This is a genomic window from Jeotgalicoccus psychrophilus DSM 19085 (assembly GCF_000425845.1).
GTDB classification, from domain to species: Bacteria; Bacillota; Bacilli; order Staphylococcales; family Salinicoccaceae; genus Jeotgalicoccus; species Jeotgalicoccus psychrophilus.
In genome coordinates, this window is sequence record NZ_AUEF01000007.1 from 133,214 (window position 1) to 152,652 (window position 19,439).

A 19,439-nucleotide genomic window follows, 5' to 3' on the forward strand; every position below is an offset into this window, starting at 1 on the left:
AATTGGAGTTTTTATAATGGATTTATCTACGATGAATAAAGAACAACTGGAAGCGATTAAAACGACGGAGGGCCCGCTGCTAATTATGGCAGGGGCAGGAAGTGGAAAAACACGTGTGCTTACGCACAGAGTGGCGTACCTGCTGGATGAAAAACAGGTGCCTTCATACAATATACTGGCAATTACTTTTACGAATAAAGCAGCGCGTGAAATGCGCGACCGTGTCGACAGATTAATCGCGGAGGATGCATCTAAAATGTGGATTTCAACATTCCACGCAATGTGTGTCCGTATTTTAAGACGCGATATAAGCTATTTAGGCTACGACACGAGTTTTTCTATTTTAGACCCTCTCGATCAGCAGTCGGTCGTGAGAGATATTTTAAAAACTCGTAATCTGGATACGAAACAGCATAATCCGAGAAGTATTTTGTCGGTTATTTCAAATTATAAAAACCAGCTTATTAAACCTGAACAGGCTATCGCAGAAGCGGGCGGTTTCCAGGACGAGCTTTACAGTGAAATCTACAAAGATTATCAGGAAATTTTATACCGCAACAGTTCACTGGATTTCGATGACTTAATTATGCTGACAATCGAACTGTTCGATAAGAAGCCGGATGTTCTTAATTACTACCAGACAAGATTCCAGTATGTTCACGTGGATGAGTATCAGGATACAAACCATGCACAGTATAAGCTCGTGCAGATGCTCGCTGCGAAGTACAGGAATACTTGTGTTGTTGGCGACTCGGATCAGTCGATTTATAAATTCCGCGGTGCGGACATCCAGAATATACTGAATTTCGAAGAGGATTATCCGGAAGCGACAGTAATTAAGCTTGAAGAAAACTATCGTTCAACGAAGACGATATTGGACGCGGCGAACGCGGTTATCGACAACAATACAGAACGCAAACCGAAAAACCTGCGCAGTAATAAAGGTGACGGCGTTAAAATAGAAGTGAACGTATCGTTCAGTGAACGTGAAGAGGGCCACCGCGTCGTCGAGAAAATTCAGGAGCTCAGTGCTGATTATTCATACGGCGAGATGGCGGTGCTTTACCGTGCGAACGCACAGTCGCGTGCGGTTGAGGATGCGTTTGTTAAATCCAGTATTCCGTATAAAATGGTCGGCGGAACGAAGTTCTACAGCAGAATGGAAATTAAAGATCTGATGAGCTATTTAAAAGTTATTCAGAACCCGTCTGATGACATCAGTTTCCAGCGGATTATCAATGTACCGAAAAGAGGAATTGGTGAGAAGACAATCGATAAGCTGCGCGCTCATGCAGAAGAGCTGAACTCGAGCATCTATGATGCGATCCGCGACTCGGACTTTTTAGGTATTCCGGCGAAGACAGTGACTAAGTTAATGACACTGCTCGCAGTACTCGATAATTTAAAAGAAAAATCGAAGTATATGACAATGACTGACCTTGTCGACGAAGTGCTTGCCGATACCGGCTATCACGACATGCTGAGCTCTGATAAAACATTGGAAGCACGGAGTCGTCTTGAGAACCTTGAGGAATTTAAAACTGTAACGAAAGAGTTCGATAATGAATTCCCGATTTCAGATGATAATTTATTTAATTTCCTGAGTGATATGGCGCTTATCTCAGATCAGGACGGAAAAGACGATGTCACAGGTGTCACGATGATGACGATGCATGCGTCGAAAGGTCTTGAATTTAAAGTGATTTTTGTCGTCGGTCTGGAAGAGGGAATATTCCCGTCCCGCCGTGTGCAGTTTGATGATCAGGAGCTGGAAGAGGAAAGACGTCTGATGTACGTGGCGGTGACCCGTGCAATGGAGCACTTAATATTATCGCGTGCGGAGTCCCGCATGCTGTACGGTAAAACTGAATCGAATATGCAGAGTCGTTTCTTAAGTGAAATTCCAAAAGAGCTGCTGGAATCTTCAGGCAGTATCGGCCGTACGCCAGAAAGCAGTATGAGTTCAGGTGCCGGTTCATCTTTCTCACGCGGACCGAAAAAACGCTCGCGTATTATTAATAAGAAGACAGGTACTAATTTTAATGTCGGCGATAAAGTTTCCCACAAAGCGTTCGGAGAAGGTATTATCTCGCAGGTTAAAGGCGAGGGAGACAATACGGAGCTCGATATTATTTTTAAAACTGCAGGACCGAAAAGACTGCTTGCAAACTATGCACCGCTTGAAAAAAAGGACTGAATATAAATGAAAGAAAGAATTCATGAATTACAAACGCTGCTTACACGCTACAATCACGAGTATCATGTCGAAGATAACCCGTCGATTCCGGATACGGAATACGATGCACTCCTCCGTGAACTGATTGAGCTGGAAAGTGAACACCCGGAATATAAAACAGATACGTCGCCGACAGTAAGGGTCGGCGGTGAGATTCTGAGTAATTTCGAGAAGGTCACACACAGCTCACCGATGCTGAGTCTCGGCAACGCGTTCAACGAAGAAGATTTAAGAGCGTTCGATCAGCGTGTCAGACAGAATGCTGGCGATGTTACATATATGTGTGAATTGAAGATCGATGGTCTGGCGGTCTCGCTGACTTACGAAAATGGCCGTTTCACACGCGGGGCAACTCGCGGTGATGGTACTGTAGGTGAAAATATTACAGAGAATCTGCGGACGATTCATGCGATTCCGCTGACGGTAGACTCAGATTTAACTTTCGAAGTGCGCGGCGAGGCTTACATGCCGAAAAGCTCGTTTATGAATCTGAACAAAAAACGAATTGAAGAAGATAAGCAGGAATTCCAGAATCCGCGGAATGCAGCGGCAGGGTCATTAAGACAGCTGGATCCAAAGCTTGCTGCAGCACGTAATTTATCGGTCTTCCTGTACAGCGTGACATCACCGGAAGCACTTGACGCTGTAAGTCAGAGCGGAGCTCTTGATAAGCTCGATGAACTCGGCTTTAAAACGAACAAAGAACGAAAATTAATGACGACCATTGATGACGTTATTGAATATATTGATTACTGGACGACGCACCGCTCGGAGCTTGCATATGAAATCGACGGTATCGTAATTAAAGTGAATGATCTCGGGATGCAGGATGAGCTCGGCTTTACGGTGAAATCACCGCGCTGGGCTATTGCATATAAATTCCCGGCAGAAGAAGTCATCACGGAGATACTGGATATTGAACTGACAGTGGGGCGGACAGGCGTCATTACGCCGACTGCGATACTGGAACCGGTAAAAGTTGCAGGAACAACTGTCGGACGTGCATCGCTGCATAATCACGAACTGATCGAAGAGCGGGATATCCGCATCGGAGACAAAGTTGTGATTCGTAAAGCCGGTGATATTATTCCTGAAGTGGTTAAATCGTTAAAAGAAGAACGCACAGACCAGGCTGTGTACGAAGCGCCGACGACGTGTCCGTCATGCGGACACGAGACAGTCAAGCTGGAAGATGAAGTGGCAATACGCTGTATTAATCCTGCGTGTCCGGCACAGCTGACTGAAGGCATCATTCATTTTGTCTCCCGCGGTGCGATGAATATCGACGGTCTCGGTGAGAAAGTAGTTCGCCAGCTGTTCGATGCAGAGCTGATAACTGATGTTTCAGATTTATATAAGCTTCAGTATGATGACTTAATTGAGCTCGAGCGTATGGGCGATAAAAAAGTAACAAATCTGCTGACGGCAATTGAAGCGTCGAAAGCAATGCCGTTAAGTAAATTATTATTTGGTCTCGGCATACGTTTTCTCGGTTCAAAAGCTTCACGGCTGATTGCAGAAGAGTACGGTTCGATGGCGGAAGTATTAAAAGCAACAAAAGAACAGCTGATTGAAATACCGGAAATCGGTGAAAAGATTGCAGATTCAATAGTGACATATACACAGAATGAAGATTTTATCGAGCTTGTTAATAAGCTCGGAGGAGCAGGTCTTAATCTTACTGAAGAAAAAGAAGAATTGTCCGGTACTGTGTTTTCCGGCATGACATTTGTTCTAACGGGCAAGCTGGTCGAAATGACCCGCGATGATGCGAAACAGAGTATTGAGTCATACGGCGGTAAAGTTACGGGCAGTGTGTCTAAAAACACAGATGTTGTTGTTGCAGGAGAAGATGCCGGCAGCAAACTGGAAAAAGCAAATACGCTAGGAATAACCGTATGGAATGAACGAGAATTTATTGAGAAATTGGGGCAATGAGTTATGAAGTTTAAATCGATATTACTCGCAGGTGCAACTTTGCTGCTCTTGGCAGCCTGCGATGGTGCCAATGAAGCTGAAATCAGTGAACAGATGGGCGATGAATCATTGGAGAACGAAGTCTCAAACGTACAGATTGAAGAACAGGATGAAACAGTCACTTCAAGCAGTGAAGAGTTTTACCGCTCTGTTGTACCTTATGAACTTTCTCCGGCCCGCGGTTTATCGAGTGCCAATTTAGTCTCTTCATATAATGTGGAAGAGTTTGAAAAGGGGCTCTTTACGATCAGTCAGAGCGTCTTTCCTACAAATGAATATATATTCCGTGAAGGCCAGATTATTTCAGAAGAAATGGTCAGAGGTTATTTAAGCCGGCAGTATACGAGTGAAGAGCTTGAGAATATGGATGAAACAGAGCTGCTTAATTCCGATGCTTTCAGTAATCTCGGGCTGAATCCGTCAACGAACGGCGAAACAGATCCCGAAGTTATCGCAGAAGAAGCTCCGCTCTATCTGTCTCATATACTTGAACAGAATTATATGGCAGAAGGCGAAGAAGGCAATCTGTCGTTTGAAGGTATTACTATCGGCCTCGCAATGAACAGTGTTCATTATTATCAGACTGAACAGTACGGGCAGACACAAGAACGTGCACTTAATCCTGCAACAGTAAAAGAAAAAGGCGAGGAAATGGCAGCTGAGATTTTAACACGCATCCGTGCGAACGACCAGTATGTGGATAAAGAAATCGTCTTTGCAATATTTATTCAGTCAGGTGATACAGATATTGTTCCAGGTAACTTTGTATCGCAGGCAGTTGTAGCGCCAGTTGAAAATACGATCGAATCATTTACGGATATGAACGAACAGAACTTATTACTGCCATCCAGTGAAGCGGCGGAGATTTCACAGGAAGCGAACAGTGAATATCAAAACTTCAACAAAGATTTATCTTCTTATTTTGAAAGTTTCACAACATCTGTCGGCAGAGGGAAGTTCATAGACGGTACACTTGATACGCTGACAGTTGAAATACCGATTGAATATAACAGCCGCGGCGAAATGATCGGAATGTCCCAATTCGTCAGAGATCTGGTAAACGAGCATTTTACAGGTACGGATATCGAAGTTGAAATTAAAGATAAAGCGCAGGTCTACAGTGTAATTACACGTGAAGGCGAAGGTGCAGCCAATCTTTATATATTTGAATAATTTAAGCACATGGAAAAGTGCCCTGGTTTTTGGTAAACTTTAAATGTTGTATTTATAGAAGGAGGGTCATTCATGGAAGAACTTGATTTAAAGATAATTCAGCGTGTGGCTGAATTATCTAAGATAGAAATAAAAGATGAAGAAGAGCTTAGAAATTTATCGACAAAAATTAAAAGTATTGTTGCGCACTCGGAGCGCTTGAATGACTTGGATTTATCGGATGTAGAACCGATGACGCATGCAATGCAGCTGCAGCAGGAGACCTCGGGCTCATTGCGTAAAGATGAAGCGGGAGAACCTGTAACACAGGAAGAAGCGCTTAGAAACACAGAGTTTACAGAAGATGGACAATTTAAAGTACCTAGAATGATTTAAGGAGGGTTAATAATCGTGAATATAAATGAATTAACAGTAGAAGAACTATACAGTAAAATTCACAGTAAAGAGATCAAACCTTCTGAAGTAGTAGGTGCTCTTTTTGACAGAATCGAAAAATACGACGGCAACATTAAGTCGTTTATTACTTTAACTAAAGAACAGGCGTTGGAAACTGCAGCGGAACTTGACCGTCTTCAGAAAGAAGATAAAATGGACGGCGAGCTGTTCGGTATTCCGGTTGGAATTAAAGATAATATCGTTACTAAAGATATTTTAACAACATGCGCGAGCCTTATGCTGCATAACTTTAAGCCGGTTTATGATGCAACTGTTATGACTAAGCTTAAAGACCAGAATTCAATTTTGATGGGTAAACTGAACATGGATGAATTTGCGATGGGTTCAACGTCGGAAACATCTTACTTCCAGACGACTAAAAACCCATGGAACTTAGAATGTTCACCAGGTGGGTCATCAGGCGGTTCGGCTGCAGCAGTAGCAGCAGGATTTGTACCGTATGCACTTGGTACTGATACAGGCGGTTCAGTAAGACAGCCTGCTTCATTCTGCGGAATTGTCGGTATGAAACCGACTTACGGCAGAGTATCACGTTTCGGTCTGATTGCTTTCGCATCATCTTTAGATCAGGTTGGCCCAATGACACGTACAGTGCGTGACAATGCTAAAGTACTTGAGCTGATTTCAGGCGAAGACAGCAGCAACGACATGACAAGTGCGAGAAACCAGGATACTGATTTCTTAAGCGGCATCGAAAAAGATATCAAAGGCATGAAACTTGCACTGCCTAAAGAATTCTTAGGCGATGATGTCGATGAGTCTGTAACTGAAGCTGTATTAAAAGCGAAAGAACGCTTTGAATCACTTGGCGCAATAGTTGAAGAAGTGGAAATGCCAAACCTTCAATATGTAGTAAGTTCTTACTACTTAATCGCTTCAAGTGAAGCAAGTGCAAACCTTGCACGCTTTGACGGTATCCGTTACGGCTACCGTGCTGAAAATGCAAAAAACTTAGAAGAACTATATAAAAAATCACGCGGTGAAGGATTCGGCGATGAAGTAAAACGCCGTATTTTACTTGGAACTTACGTGTTAAGCGCAGGTCACTACGATGATTATTACGTAAAAGCACAAAAACTCCGCCGTTTAGTGTCTGACGATGTTCAAAGAATCTTAACGGATTACGATTTAATTATCGGACCGACAACAACGACGCCGGCACATAAATACGATGAAGTTAAAATCGAAGGTACGAAGGAATATAAAAATGATATTTTAACAATTCCTGCAAACCTCGTGGGTGTTCCTTCATTAAGCATTCCGTGTGGAGTGACCGAAGACAACAGACCTATCGGCATGCAGCTGATCGGAAACCACTTCGAAGAGCGTAAAATTTACAATGCCGCTTATCAGTTTGAAACAGTATACAACCTGCATGAAGAACTTAAAAATCTAACGATGGGGGCGGAGTAAAATGCATTTTGAAACAGTTATTGGACTTGAAGTTCACGTTGAATTAAAAACAAATTCAAAAATATTTTCCAATGCCCCGCTGCACTACGGACATGAACCGAACACGAATATTTCTGTAGTTGAACTCGGCTATCCGGGAACGCTGCCGGTTCTTAACGAAACTGCAGTAGAATACGGCATGAAAGCTGCAATGGCATTAAATATGCAGATTGCTGAGAATACTAAGTTTGACAGAAAAAACTATTACTATCCGGATAACCCGAAAGCTTACCAGATTTCACAATTTGATAAACCGATCGGGGAACACGGTTCACTTGAGATCGAAATTGACGGCGAGAAGAAAACAATCGGTATTACACGTCTTCACCTTGAAGAAGATGCTGGTAAATCAACTCACAAAGAAGATTATTCATTAGTCGACTTAAACCGTCAGGGAACGGCTTTAGTAGAAATCGTTTCTGAACCGGATATCAGAACACCTGAAGAAGCGTACAAGTATCTGGAAAAAATCAAATCGATTATTCAGTACACAGGCGTATCCGATGTGAAGATGGAAGAAGGATCACTTAGATGTGATGCTAATATTTCAATCAGACCTGTCGGACAGGAGAAATTCGGTACGAAGACTGAGCTTAAAAACTTAAACTCATTTAACTTTGTAAGAAAAGGTCTTGAGCATGAAGTGAAGCGTCAGGAGCAGGTATTACTGTCAGGCGGCATTATCGAGCAGGAAACAAGACGCTACGATGAAAAAACTGGCGAAACAGTATTAATGCGTATTAAAGAAGGCGCAGATGATTACCGTTACTTCCCTGAACCTGATTTAATGCACCTTCACATCGATAACGAGTGGAAAGAACGCGTACGTGCAAGTATTCCGACATTGCCGGATGAACTTCGTGAGAAGTACATTAACGAATATGATCTTCCTGTATACGATGCAGAAATTCTGACGATGAGAAAAGAAATGTCCGATTTCTTCAGCGATATGGTCGAAACACATAAAGCAGACCCTAAACTGGCTTCAAACTGGTTAATGGGCGGTGTAAACGAATACCTGAACAAAAATAATGCTGAACTTGATGATACAGGATTAACTGCCGAGAACTTAACTGGCATGATTAATATTATCGAAGACGGGACAATTTCAAGCAAGCAGGCGAAGAAAGTATTCTCTGTACTGATTGAAAAAGGCGGCACAGCAAAACAGGTTGCTAAAGACCTCGGTATGGAGCAAATCTCTGACCCGGCAGTGCTGACAGGTATGGTTACGGACGTACTTGATGCTAACGAACAGTCTGTAGAAGACTATAAAAACGGTAAAGACCGTGCAATTGGTTTCCTAGTCGGCCAGATTATGAAGAAATCAAAAGGACAGGCTAACCCTAAAATGGTCAACCAGATTCTTCTTGAAGAGATTAACAAGAGATAATATATAAACAAAAATACACCGGTTTTCCTATTTGGGAAACCGGTGTATTTTTTCGTTATCGGTCATTGTGACTTAGACGATGACGGGATAGAGGTGTTACCCAGTCATTGTGACCTTGACGATGACGGGATAGAGGTATTACCCGGTCATTGTGACTTTGACGATGACGGGATAGAGGTGTTACCCAGTCATTGTGACTTTGACGATGACTGGATAGAGGTGTTACCCGGTCATTGTGACTTTGACGATGACGGGATAGAAAATATTAACAACACAAAAAAGGAACCGGGAAATTTCCCAGTTCCTTTTAAAACTACTGCAGCAAATAATTTGTAATACTGTTAATCATTTCATCTTCCAGCGCAGGGTTAAGCGTTTCGCTGTCATAAGGGTTTTCCGTTATAACTTCCTGATTATCGATGTAGAAATAATCATTTTCTGTGAAATACACAGCATCGCTTTCAAGTTCAGCCGCAAGGTTTTCGTTCTCATGTGCATTAGGGTTACCTAATATAATCACTGTTTTATCAGCGTTATATAAATCCATATACGCATTAGTTAAATTTCTTAAGTTTCTTTCCGGCAGAACTTCGGCATCATAATCTGCAATTTGCAGTGCGTCGAGAATGACAACATCGCTGTTGTCATTAACTGTAAGCTCGTTTATATTCGTCGTGTTTGCCGGCAGTTCAAGCTGGTTAAACTGAACTGTATCTGAACCAATTTGATTGTTCAGGCGTTCAGCGAAGTCTCCGTTGTAATGTGCCGGAAGCAGCACGTCGACGATGAGCTGTTCGTTATTGCTTACACGTTCGTCGTATTTTTCCTGAATAGCTGTTTCGTTAAATGCTAAATCATTTGTATTATCAGCTGGTTCTTCTGATGCGCTCTCTTCTTGTGCAGTGTCGTCTGATTCCTGCTGTCCATCATTTGCAACTTCAGTATCATTGGCAGTATCTTCAGCAGCTTCATCCGTGAAGATTGGACCTGTATGCATAAAGTTGAAATATATTCCGGCAGCAAACAATAAAAATAATATAATCACTAAAGCTTTTTTCATGGTATCTCCTCAAATAATAATATCCCAAAGCATTACATATGATATAATGTTGGCAACATAATACTTTTAAATATTATTATACATGAATTACGAAAGTAAGACATTATTTTAGGATGATTGTATGAGTATAAATAAGTTAAATATAAATATTAAAGATAAATATATAGAGCAGGCTTTCGAGATATTGAATTTTTTCAAATCAATTATTATCGAAGTTCATCATATCGGTTCATCAAAGCTCGCAAAGATTCCTTATGATTGTGATATGGATATTCTTTTTATCGTTAAATCATATGATGATGTAAGAAATCTCGCGGATATTTTAATTGCTGAAGGGTATGTACAGGTTAATCATTTCTCCGATTATTTCAGAGATGATATGGTCATGAGAAAAGTTGTCGACGGACATAACATAAACATGATATTTATGAGCAGTGCCAGCCGCAAAAAGAACGATATATTAATATGCACTGAGCATCTGCTTATGAATGAACAATCGTGCAGTGATTTTAAAAATTTAAAGAAATTACTTGTTAAAAATGAAGTGACAGAAGCCGAATACGATGAGCGTAAATATCGTCTTTTTCAAATGATTATAGATGAAGGCGATCATTTGACGAGCGTATAATTTCATATGTAGAGGAGATATTCATGAAAACAGCGAGAATAATATACAATCCCACTGCCGGCAAAGAAAGTTTTCAGGAAAAACTGCCTGCGGTGCTGAAGCGTTTTGAAGATGCAGGTTATATTACAAGCACTCATGTTACAACGGGGCCGAATGATGCGACCTATGCTGCGCGGTTTGCATGTGAACAGGGTTTCGATTTAATTGTCGCTTCCGGCGGAGATGGCACGGTTAATGAAGTTATTAACGGTCTCGCGGAGTACGATGAACCTCCGGAAATTGGAATAATTCCAATGGGGACGGTCAATGATTTCACACGTGCACTTAAAATACCAAATGACATTGACGAAGCAGTCAGTGTTATTTTAAACGGTAAAACAGGCAGAGTGGATCTCGGCAGTATGAACGGCAAGTATTTTATGAATATCGCAGGCGGCGGTAAAATCACCGAGGTCTCCTATGAAGCGCCGAGCAAATTAAAAGCAGTAATCGGTTCTCTCGCATATTATGTCAAAGGCATTGAACTGATTCCTCAAATGCGGAGCATTAATTTACGTATCGAACATGATGGTGAATTATTTGAAGGCGAAGTGATGATTTTTCTCCTTGGACTGACTAACTCAATCGGCGGCTTTGAGAAATTGGTGCCGAATGCAAAATTAAATGACGGAAATTTCTCATTGCTTATTCTTGAAAATGTTAATCTTGCGGAATTCGGTCATATTTTATCGCTGGCCACACGAGGCGAACATTTAAAACATCCGAAAGTGCATTATTATAAAGCGCAGGATGTCAGAATTACTTCTTATGATGAAGTGCAGCTGAATCTGGATGGTGAATTCGGCGGTGTACTGCCGGCTCATTTTAAAAACTTAAAAGAATTTTTGAAAATAAGAGTGTCGGATGAGTTTTACAATGAGCTGTACAGTAAAGATAAAGACTATACACTTCCGGAACCAACAGACGCTTAATTCCGATTATATATCGATTTATGAGGTGAATATATTGAAGCTGACGGTCTTTGCAACAACGGATGTGCACGGCGCAATTTATCCGTATAATTATTTTGATAATGAACCGAAAGATAATGCATTATTGAAGTTCAAAACATATATTGATAAATACAAAGCAATGAACGATAAAGAAACGGTCATAACAGTGGACAACGGCGATTTGCTGCAGGGAGACGTCTGGAGTGAATTTGACAGCACTAATCCCGCTCAGGCTCTCGTTCCGGGTATTATTAATGAAATGTACGATGTTATCGGATTAGGCAACCATGAGTTTAATTTTGGTCTGCCTTTTTTAAATGAATTTTATAAACAGGTTACTGTACCGATTGTGAATTCGAATGTAGACTTTTTGGATGATTCTTTAAAGGACCTGGTAAAGGGCAGTTATATTAAAGAAATCGAGACAGAAGAAGGTACGGTTAAAGTCGGATTTTTAAGTGTTGTGCCAACCCAGATTTTAAAATGGGATAAATTTCATTTGGAAGGCAGAGTGAACGCCGAACCGATGACTGAAGCAGTCAAAGAAACAACGGCGCAGTTGAAAACTGCAGGCGCTGACATTATCATCCTGCTGTCTCATACAGGAATGAGTAATGCAGATAATGATTTATCGCAGTTTGGAGAGAATCAGGCTGTGTTAATGGCAATGATGGAAAACATAGACGGTATTGTTTTCGGACATACCCACGATGTGTTCCCAAACGGCAATTTACTGATTGAGGACGACCGTATTGATATTGACAGAGGAACTTTCAATAATCTGCCGATGGTGCAGCCGGGAGTGTCTGCAAGCCATCTCGGGGTGCTTAGTTTTGAGCTTGAGTACAGTGCGGATCAATGGCAGGTCAAACAGGCAGACAGCAGACTAATCGGTGCAGAAGATATCGTCTTAAAAGATGATGAACTGGCTGATTACCAGAAAGATCATGAACGGGTGCTGAATTATTTAGAAATACCGATTGGCAAAACAGATTATCCGCTGAATACTTACTTCACGAGAGTAATTCCGTCACGCGGTGTGCAGTTCGTCTCGGAAGCGACAGTCTGGTTTGCAAAAGAACGGGCAGAACTGAAAGATATTAATACACCGGTCATCGGTTTTAATTCAGCGGTAAAAGTAGGGCGTGACGGCGCGCATGACTATACAGATATACCTGCAGGAGAAATGACTATTGCAGACAGTATCGATTTATATAAACATGCAAATACACTGCTCATTATTAAGATTACAGGTAAAGTGCTGAAAGAATGGCTGGAATGGGCCGCATCATCGTTTAATGATTATGACGGTGAGGAAATCCTGCAGCCGAATAATTCACGCTACGGTTTTCCAGGCTACAACTTTGATACATTCTTTGATCTCGACTATACGTTCGACCTGACAAAACAGGCGCGCTATGAAAGCTCAGCACATCAGATTAATGATTCAGAACGGGTGATTAAAATGATGTACAAAGGTATGCCGATAAAAGATACAGATGACTTTATCGTCCCGGCAAATAATTATAAAGTAGCCTATGCACCATTTTTAAGAGATGCAGAAATATTATATGAATCGGATATTTCAGTACGGGATATTGTTACTGAATATATAAAGAGCGGTGAGACATTCAGCTACCGTAATCCGATAACGATTATTCCGCATGATACGTATACATTTACGACGGCAGCAGCAGCGAAAGAATATACAGAGGGCTTGCCGATTGAGCATTTAGAAGATTGCGGTGACGGCTTCAGTACATTCCGGGTAAAGCTTTAAAATTAATGAAGTAAGAGGTTTTAACATGAATGCAATAACTAAAAATAATAATTATGAAGCAGTCGTAGAAGACTATACCCACGAAGGAATGGGGATTGTTAAAGTCGACGGCTATCCGGTATTTTTACCGGATGTTTTAAAAGGTGAGACAGTAGAATTTAAAGCAGTCAAAGTGAACAGCAAGTATGCTTTCGGCAAAGTTTTAAATGTACTAAAGCAGTCGCCGAACCGTCAGACGCCGCCGTGTGAATATTACTTCCAATGCGGCGGCTGCCAGATACAGGTAATGAATGACGCCGAGCAGGCAGTATTTAAACATCAGGTCGTTGCACAGAATATTAATCAGCAGGCGAGATTAAATCTTAAAATTAACGATACGGTAACGGGAGATTCTCTGTATTACCGTAACAAATCACAGATTCCTGTCCAGAAAATTGACGGCAGACTGGTGATGGGATTCTATAAACCGCGTTCTCACGATATCGTGGATATCGAACACTGCTATATTCAAAAACATGTGCATAATGATATTATGCTGTTTATAAAAGATAAACTGATTGAAGAAGATATATCGATTTACGATGAAGCATCACATCAGGGACTGCTGAGACATATTGTTATCCGTTCAAACAGCGACGACAGTGAAGTGCAGGTTGTCTTTATTACGAACGGTAAACGTAACGAGTTTTTATCGATTGTTAAAGCGTTAAAAGAGGCGTATCCGAATGTGAAGAGTATCGTGCAGAATATCAACGATGAGAAAACAAATGTGATATTCGGCAGACGTTCAATCGTCCTGCTTGGTCATGATTATATTACGGATACGCTGCTTGGCAAGTCATTTAAAATACGCGACCGTTCGTTTTACCAGGTCAACCATGCACAGACTGAAAAGCTCTATCAGATCGGGCTGGATATGGCAGATTTAAACGGGGACGAAACGATTATCGATACGTATTCAGGCATCGGCACAATCGGTCTTGCAGCATCGGACCGTGTCAGCAAAATTATCGGCATTGAAATTGTCGACAGTGCAGTTGAAGATGCGATAGAAAATGCGAAACTGAACGGCATTGATAACGCGGACTACTACTTAGGGAAAGCAGAAGAAGTAATGCCGCAGCTCGTTAAAGAGGGTGTCAGCGCTGACGTTGTATTCGTCGATCCTCCGCGTAAAGGATGTCATACACAATTCTTAGATTCGCTTATTGAAGTGAGTCCGAAGAAGATTGTTTATATTTCATGTAATCCGAGTACACTTCAAAGAGATATGAAATATCTGGAGAGACATGGCTTTAAAGCATCAGAAGTCACACCTGTTGATTTGTTCCCGCAGACAAAACATATTGAAGCGGTTACTGTATTAGAAAATACAAATATATTATAAAATGAAGCCGGACAAGTCAAAATTTGTCCGGCTTTTTAAGATAGCCAGGCTAATAAATATAGTTTTTGACTTATCTGTAAAATAAAGAAATTGCCTGCTTAAAATGTTATACTATTAGTACAAAGATTTACTATTCGTATAGCTAACAGGGGGTATATTATGACTAATGAAGATACTAAAAATTCTCCAGATCACCTTCAGACTTTGGAAAAAGGTCTCAAAGTAATCGAGGCATTCGATGGTACTGATCATTTAACAATTTCAACAGCATCAAAATTAGTAGGAATCTCGAGACCGACGGCCCGTCGTGTATTAATTACACTGGTTAATCTCGGTTATGCACAGATGCTGGATAACAGGTTCTACTTAACACCGAAAGTATTATCTCTCGGTTATTCATATATGACCGCACGTGACAGCTGGGAAATTACGACGACACTGCTGCGTGAGCTTTCTAAAGAGACGAATGAATCGAGTTCCTTAGCAAAATTAGTGGGTGAGGAAATCGTGTATATTGGGCGTGTACCTGCCAATAAAATCATGAAGATTTCACTCAATATCGGCACTCATCTTCCCGCTTATGCGACATCTATGGGAAAAGTGCTGCTCGCTTATAAGAGTAAAGAAGAACTGGATACATATTTCAAGACGGCAGAATTAAAACCGCTGACTGAATATACGATTTACAAAGAGGAAGACCTGCGAAAGGAACTTAAAGAAGTCCGTAAAGCAGGCTATGCAATCAGCGAAGACCAGCTCGAGCTCGGACTGATGTCAGTTGCAGCTCCAATACGGAACATGAGAGGTAACGTAATCGCTGCAATCAATTGTTCCACAAACTCTTCTCAGACAACACGGGAAGAAGTTGAAAAAAACTATTTAAAACCATTGCTTGATGCAGCAGAACAGATCAGCAGAAATACTGAAATAGAGTTGCCATTTTAAGAGAAAAGGACGACCAGTAAAAATACTGGTCGTCCTTTTGTTATGCAGCTGTAAAACAGAAGTTTACTCTACGTTATCAACCATCAGTGAAATACCCTGACCGACACCGATACACATTGTAGCGAGTCCGGTCTTAGTACCTCTGCGTTTCATTTCATAGATAAGGTCTGTCAGAATCCGCGCGCCGCTGGCACCGAGAGGATGACCAAAGCTTATAGCACCGCCGTTGACGTTGACAATATCCTCGCTGAGTCCAAGCTGGTTTATACACTCAATTGACTGCGAAGCGAATGCTTCATTCAGTTCTACAAGACCAATGTCAGCAATAGTACGGCCGGTTTTCTCGAGCAGTTTTTTCGTTGAATCGATTGGTCCAAGTCCCATTACTGCAGGTTCTACACCTGCAGTTGCTGAGAACTTATATGTAACCAGGGGCTTCAGTCCAAGTTCATCAGCTTTCTCTTTACTCATCATCAAGAGGGCACTGGCACCATCGTTTACACCTGAAGCGTTGCCAGCGGTAATAGTACCGTCGGGAAAGATGGGTTTCAATGTTCCGAGTTTTTCCAACGTTGTTTCCGGTCTTGGATGCTCGTCTTTGTCGACGATGGTTTCATTACCTTTACGGTCTCTAATAGTTACAGGAACAATCTGTTCTTTGAACTTATCCGCTTCTACTGCAGCTTTTGCACGCTGCTGACTTTGGAATGCGAACTTATCCTGAGCTTCACGTGAAATATTATAACGTTGTGCGACGTTTTCTGCAGTCTGAGGCATAGAATCAATGCCGTGTTTTTCTATAATTTTTTTGTTAGGGAATCTCCAGCCGATTGTCGTGTCGACCATTTCCATGTTGCCGCGCGGGAATTCTTTCTCGGGCTTTAACATAACGAAAGGCGCGCGTGACATGCTTTCGGTGCCGCCCGCAATAGCAATGTCAATTTCGCCTGTTAATATCGAGCGGGCGGCCATGGAAACAGTGTCCAGGCTCGAGCCGCACAGACGATTAATTGTCGTGCCGCCGACGCTCTCGGGCAGGTCAGCGAGGAGCGCAGACATGCGTGCAACGTTTCTGTTTTCTTCTCCGGCGCCGTTTGCGTTGCCGAAAAGAACTTCATCAATCTGATTTACATCAAGATTAGGATTTCTTTCTGCCAGAGCTTTGATGACAATAGCCCCTAAATCGTCCGGACGTACATACTTGAGGGCGCCTTTATAACGGCCAATCGGTGTTCTGACTGCATCTACAATTACTACTTCTTTCATTTATTCGACACTCCTTGTCAATGATTTTGAAACAATATAGTCCGCTTCGGTTTTCTCTCTGACTTCTTCAAGTGTCGCATTACCCATTAACTCAATCAGTTCGAATTTTTCACCTTTACGTTCAAACACTGCAAGATCTGTAATAATCATGTCAATTTTACGTGTCGAAGTGATAGGGTATGAACATTCTTTTAGAAACTTCGGAGAGCCGTCTTTGGCAGTATGGTTCGTAGTGATAATCACTTTTTTCGCTCCGACGAGAAGATCCATTGCTCCGCCGACACCGATGATATCTTTTCCGGGGATTGCCCAGTTGGCTACCTGACCGGTTTCATCGACCTGCAGAACACCGAGGATAGCAACGTCAACGTGTCCGCCGCGAATCATGGCAAAAGAATCTGCACTGTTGAAATAGCTTGCACCCACAGCTTCACCGACAGGCAGTTTTCCTGCGTTAACGATATTTGGATCGATATCTTCATCTGCTACAGAAGTCACCCCAAGCAGGCCATTTTCAGTGTGCAGATAGTATTTTTCCTTATCCAGATAATTGGCAACGAGGGTAGGGATACCGATACCGAGGTTAATTACCGACTGTTCTTCCAGTGCTCCGGCAGCGCGTTCTGCAATCATATCTTTTATACTCATTTCTGAACGACTCCTTCCTTCGTAAGAATTTGTTCAGCTAAGACAATCTTATCTACATATATATGCTGCGTTGCGATTTCTTCAGGATTCAATTCTCCGACTTCCACAATTTCATCAACTTCGGCTACTACGTATTTACCGGCAGTTGCCATCATCGGATTGAAATTTCTCGCTGTCTTATAATAGACGAGGTTGCCGAGCTTATCTGCTTTATGAGCACGGACAATTGATACATCTGCTTTAAGCGCTTTTTCAAGCACGTATTCTTCGCCGTCAATTTCTTTCGTCTCTTTGCCTTTGGCAAGATCAGTACCGACACTTGTTTTTGTGTAGAAACCGCCAATACCAGCACCGCCTGCACGGATTGCTTCGCCCAAAGTACCCTGAGGCAGAAGCTGCAGCTCAAGTTTTCCGGCATTGTACCATTTAGCGACTTCGCGGTTACTTGTGAAATACGAGCCGACTGCTTTTTTAAGCTTGCCCTGATCGAGGAGTATACCAAGCCCTTTACCTGCTTCTCCGACATTGTTGCTTATCACTGTAAGTTCCTTCAGGTCGAGCGCAGTCAGTTCATCTATCAGACTTAAAGGTGCGCCGATAAGTCCGAATCCTCCAACCATCAGCGTGTCACCGTCCTTTACAGGTTCAAGAGCTGATTTTATATCAGTAATTTTAGATACCAAAACAATCACTCCATTTCTATGAATTTTTCAATTACTTTGTTTAAATCTGGATTATTATTGAAGACAATTTCATAATGATTAAGACCATAATCCGTTGATTTGATATCGTTCACTGTATCCAGCATCAGGCTGTAGCTATCTTTACTGAACAGCGGTGTATTATCTTTAATCGGACCGGTACAGATAACGAGCATGACCGGTACTTTTATATTTTCATATATTTTCGTATGAGAATAATCATAAAAGCTTTCAAAATCCTGCTTGGTCAGCACATAATCGGATTTCGGATGAATTGCTCCTTTAACTTCATGAATCTCATGCTTGATAACCTGATCCATCACAGCTGACCATTCAACACCAAGTGCACCGTAAGACTGCTTCATCATTTCCAGATAGTCATCTGAAGAATCAAATGACTTCTCCAGCCGGCCTAGAGATGGAATCACCAAATTACTAGTATCTTCATTGGCAACACCGCCGCCGTCGAGTGCGACAATTTTCTGAATTTTATCTGACTGTGCAGCAGCATCGAGGGCAATATAGCCGCCCATCGAGTATCCTGCGAGAATGAATTTATCGTAATCGAGAGAATCAATCAGCTGGAGCAGATCTTCAGTGTGCTGATGAATATTTGTCGGGTCAGACTGAATAGAACTGTCGCCGCGGCCGCTTAAATCATAGCTCAGAGTATCGTAATTCTCTTTAAAGTGCTCCTGGAAATGATGCATCTGAAGATAATTACCCGTCAGGCCGTGAATAAATATTAATAAGATATCATTTTTACCGTTATCGGTTTTATTTACATTAATTATTTTCTCTTTAGTTTGAATGCGTTCTGTCATGCTTATCCTCCTATTCAACAGTATAGATAGAGTAGCTCACGCCTTCCGGCATTCTGATACCGTTTGACACAAATATTCTGTTGTTCATCCAGTGGTATTTCTCGCTTGCTGTCTCAAAGATTGGATTAGTTCTGAAGTAATAGTCGTCAGGATCAACTTCTTCTCCATTGTCGAGTTGTGCCTGGACAGATGGATCTCCCGTACGGATGCCGCGGTAGCTCATCAGAATCAGTTCCTTATCGTCTGTTTCCAAAGTAATTCTGACATCCTGAATGATCGTGCCGTCCGCGTGTACTGTAATCCAGTCGTCTCCGCCCGGCAGAACAGTTGCATTGAAATGTTCACCTTCGAATTTTCCGCCTGTCACCTGAATGATTCTGCGTGTTCCAATTGGTGTTTTCCCCGGAAGATAAGGTTTCGCGACATTTAATTCCATATGGCCAAGCAGACTAAGTTTTGGTTCTGGTAATTCTCTCATTTTAAATTCCTCCTATTAATCCTTAAAAGTCAAAAAGGGCATG

The 19,439-nt window shown here is 41.9% G+C and carries 17 protein-coding genes; 11 read left to right on the plus strand and 6 right to left on the minus strand.

The features are described from left to right. The first annotated feature begins 16 nt into the window (after window positions 1–16). From pcrA to gatB, 6 genes are all read left to right on the plus strand, one after another. Window positions 17–2,197, plus strand: coding sequence for a DNA helicase PcrA (pcrA, locus tag H625_RS0103475; RefSeq protein WP_026858675.1), 2,181 nt, complete (start codon window positions 17–19; stop codon window positions 2,195–2,197). A 6-nt stretch (window positions 2,198–2,203) separates the two neighbouring features. Further along, on the plus strand, window positions 2,204–4,174 hold the full coding sequence (gene ligA / locus H625_RS0103480; protein WP_026858676.1) for an NAD-dependent DNA ligase LigA: 1,971 nt from the start codon (window positions 2,204–2,206) through the stop codon (window positions 4,172–4,174). Window positions 4,175–4,177: 3 nt separating this feature from the next. Beyond that, a complete protein-coding gene (locus H625_RS0103485; RefSeq protein ID WP_026858677.1) occupies window positions 4,178–5,386 on the plus strand; it encodes a CamS family sex pheromone protein in 1,209 nt (402 codons plus the stop codon). 72 nt (window positions 5,387–5,458) lie between these two features. Further along, entirely contained in the window at window positions 5,459–5,761 is a 303-nt protein-coding gene (gene gatC / locus H625_RS0103490; protein WP_026858678.1) for an Asp-tRNA(Asn)/Glu-tRNA(Gln) amidotransferase subunit GatC, read from the plus strand. 15 nt (window positions 5,762–5,776) lie between these two features. After that, on the plus strand, window positions 5,777–7,255 hold the full coding sequence (gene gatA / locus H625_RS0103495) for an Asp-tRNA(Asn)/Glu-tRNA(Gln) amidotransferase subunit GatA (protein WP_026858679.1): 1,479 nt from the start codon (window positions 5,777–5,779) through the stop codon (window positions 7,253–7,255). 1 nt (window position 7,256) lies between these two features. Beyond that, the gene (gatB, locus tag H625_RS0103500; RefSeq protein ID WP_026858680.1) at window positions 7,257–8,687 is read left to right on the plus strand and encodes an Asp-tRNA(Asn)/Glu-tRNA(Gln) amidotransferase subunit GatB; all 1,431 of its coding nucleotides are present in this window, start codon (window positions 7,257–7,259) and stop codon (window positions 8,685–8,687) included. Window positions 8,688–9,000: 313 nt separating this feature from the next. Here the strand turns inward: gatB and H625_RS0103510 are convergent, their stop codons facing one another. Then, the gene (locus H625_RS0103510) at window positions 9,001–9,747 is read right to left on the minus strand and encodes a hypothetical protein (RefSeq protein WP_026858682.1); all 747 of its coding nucleotides are present in this window, start codon (window positions 9,745–9,747) and stop codon (window positions 9,001–9,003) included. Window positions 9,748–9,868: 121 nt separating this feature from the next. Between H625_RS0103510 and H625_RS0103515 the strand changes: the two genes are divergently transcribed. From H625_RS0103515 to H625_RS0103535, 5 genes are all read left to right on the plus strand, one after another. Continuing rightward, the gene (locus H625_RS0103515) at window positions 9,869–10,375 is read left to right on the plus strand and encodes a GrpB family protein (protein WP_026858683.1); all 507 of its coding nucleotides are present in this window, start codon (window positions 9,869–9,871) and stop codon (window positions 10,373–10,375) included. A gap of 23 nt (window positions 10,376–10,398) precedes the next feature. Further along, entirely contained in the window at window positions 10,399–11,346 is a 948-nt protein-coding gene (locus H625_RS0103520; RefSeq protein WP_026858684.1) for a diacylglycerol kinase, read from the plus strand. Between the two features lie 34 nt (window positions 11,347–11,380). After that, window positions 11,381–13,147 (plus strand): 5'-nucleotidase C-terminal domain-containing protein, encoded by a 1,767-nt coding sequence (locus tag H625_RS0103525; protein WP_026858685.1) that lies wholly within the window; start codon window positions 11,381–11,383, stop codon window positions 13,145–13,147. A 25-nt stretch (window positions 13,148–13,172) separates the two neighbouring features. Further along, a complete protein-coding gene (rlmD, locus tag H625_RS0103530) occupies window positions 13,173–14,534 on the plus strand; it encodes a 23S rRNA (uracil(1939)-C(5))-methyltransferase RlmD (RefSeq protein ID WP_026858686.1) in 1,362 nt (453 codons plus the stop codon). A gap of 159 nt (window positions 14,535–14,693) precedes the next feature. Further along, entirely contained in the window at window positions 14,694–15,479 is a 786-nt protein-coding gene (locus H625_RS0103535) for an IclR family transcriptional regulator domain-containing protein (RefSeq protein WP_026858687.1), read from the plus strand. A gap of 63 nt (window positions 15,480–15,542) precedes the next feature. On the opposite strand, the gene H625_RS0103540 is transcribed toward H625_RS0103535, so the two are convergent. Genes H625_RS0103540 through H625_RS0103560 form a run of 5 tightly spaced genes read right to left on the minus strand, consistent with a single transcriptional unit; the run spans window position 15,543 to window position 19,396 of the window. Further along, window positions 15,543–16,745, minus strand: coding sequence for an acetyl-CoA C-acyltransferase (locus H625_RS0103540; RefSeq protein WP_026858688.1), 1,203 nt, complete (start codon window positions 16,743–16,745; stop codon window positions 15,543–15,545). Then, window positions 16,746–17,393, minus strand: a complete 648-nt coding sequence (locus H625_RS0103545; RefSeq protein WP_026858689.1) for a 3-oxoacid CoA-transferase subunit B — start codon at window positions 17,391–17,393, stop codon at window positions 16,746–16,748. It abuts the gene before it with no gap. Then, window positions 17,390–18,076 carry a CoA transferase subunit A gene (locus H625_RS0103550; RefSeq protein ID WP_026858690.1) on the minus strand — a complete coding sequence of 229 codons (687 nt, stop codon included), beginning with the start codon at window positions 18,074–18,076 and terminating at the stop codon, window positions 17,390–17,392. Before H625_RS0103550 ends, H625_RS0103545 begins: the two co-directional genes overlap by 4 nt. Before the next feature lie 5 nt (window positions 18,077–18,081). Next, a complete protein-coding gene (locus H625_RS0103555) occupies window positions 18,082–18,918 on the minus strand; it encodes an alpha/beta fold hydrolase (protein WP_026858691.1) in 837 nt (278 codons plus the stop codon). A gap of 10 nt (window positions 18,919–18,928) precedes the next feature. Beyond that, window positions 18,929–19,396 carry a DUF3237 domain-containing protein gene (locus tag H625_RS0103560; protein ID WP_026858692.1) on the minus strand — a complete coding sequence of 156 codons (468 nt, stop codon included), beginning with the start codon at window positions 19,394–19,396 and terminating at the stop codon, window positions 18,929–18,931. Window positions 19,397–19,439 lie beyond the last annotated feature (43 nt).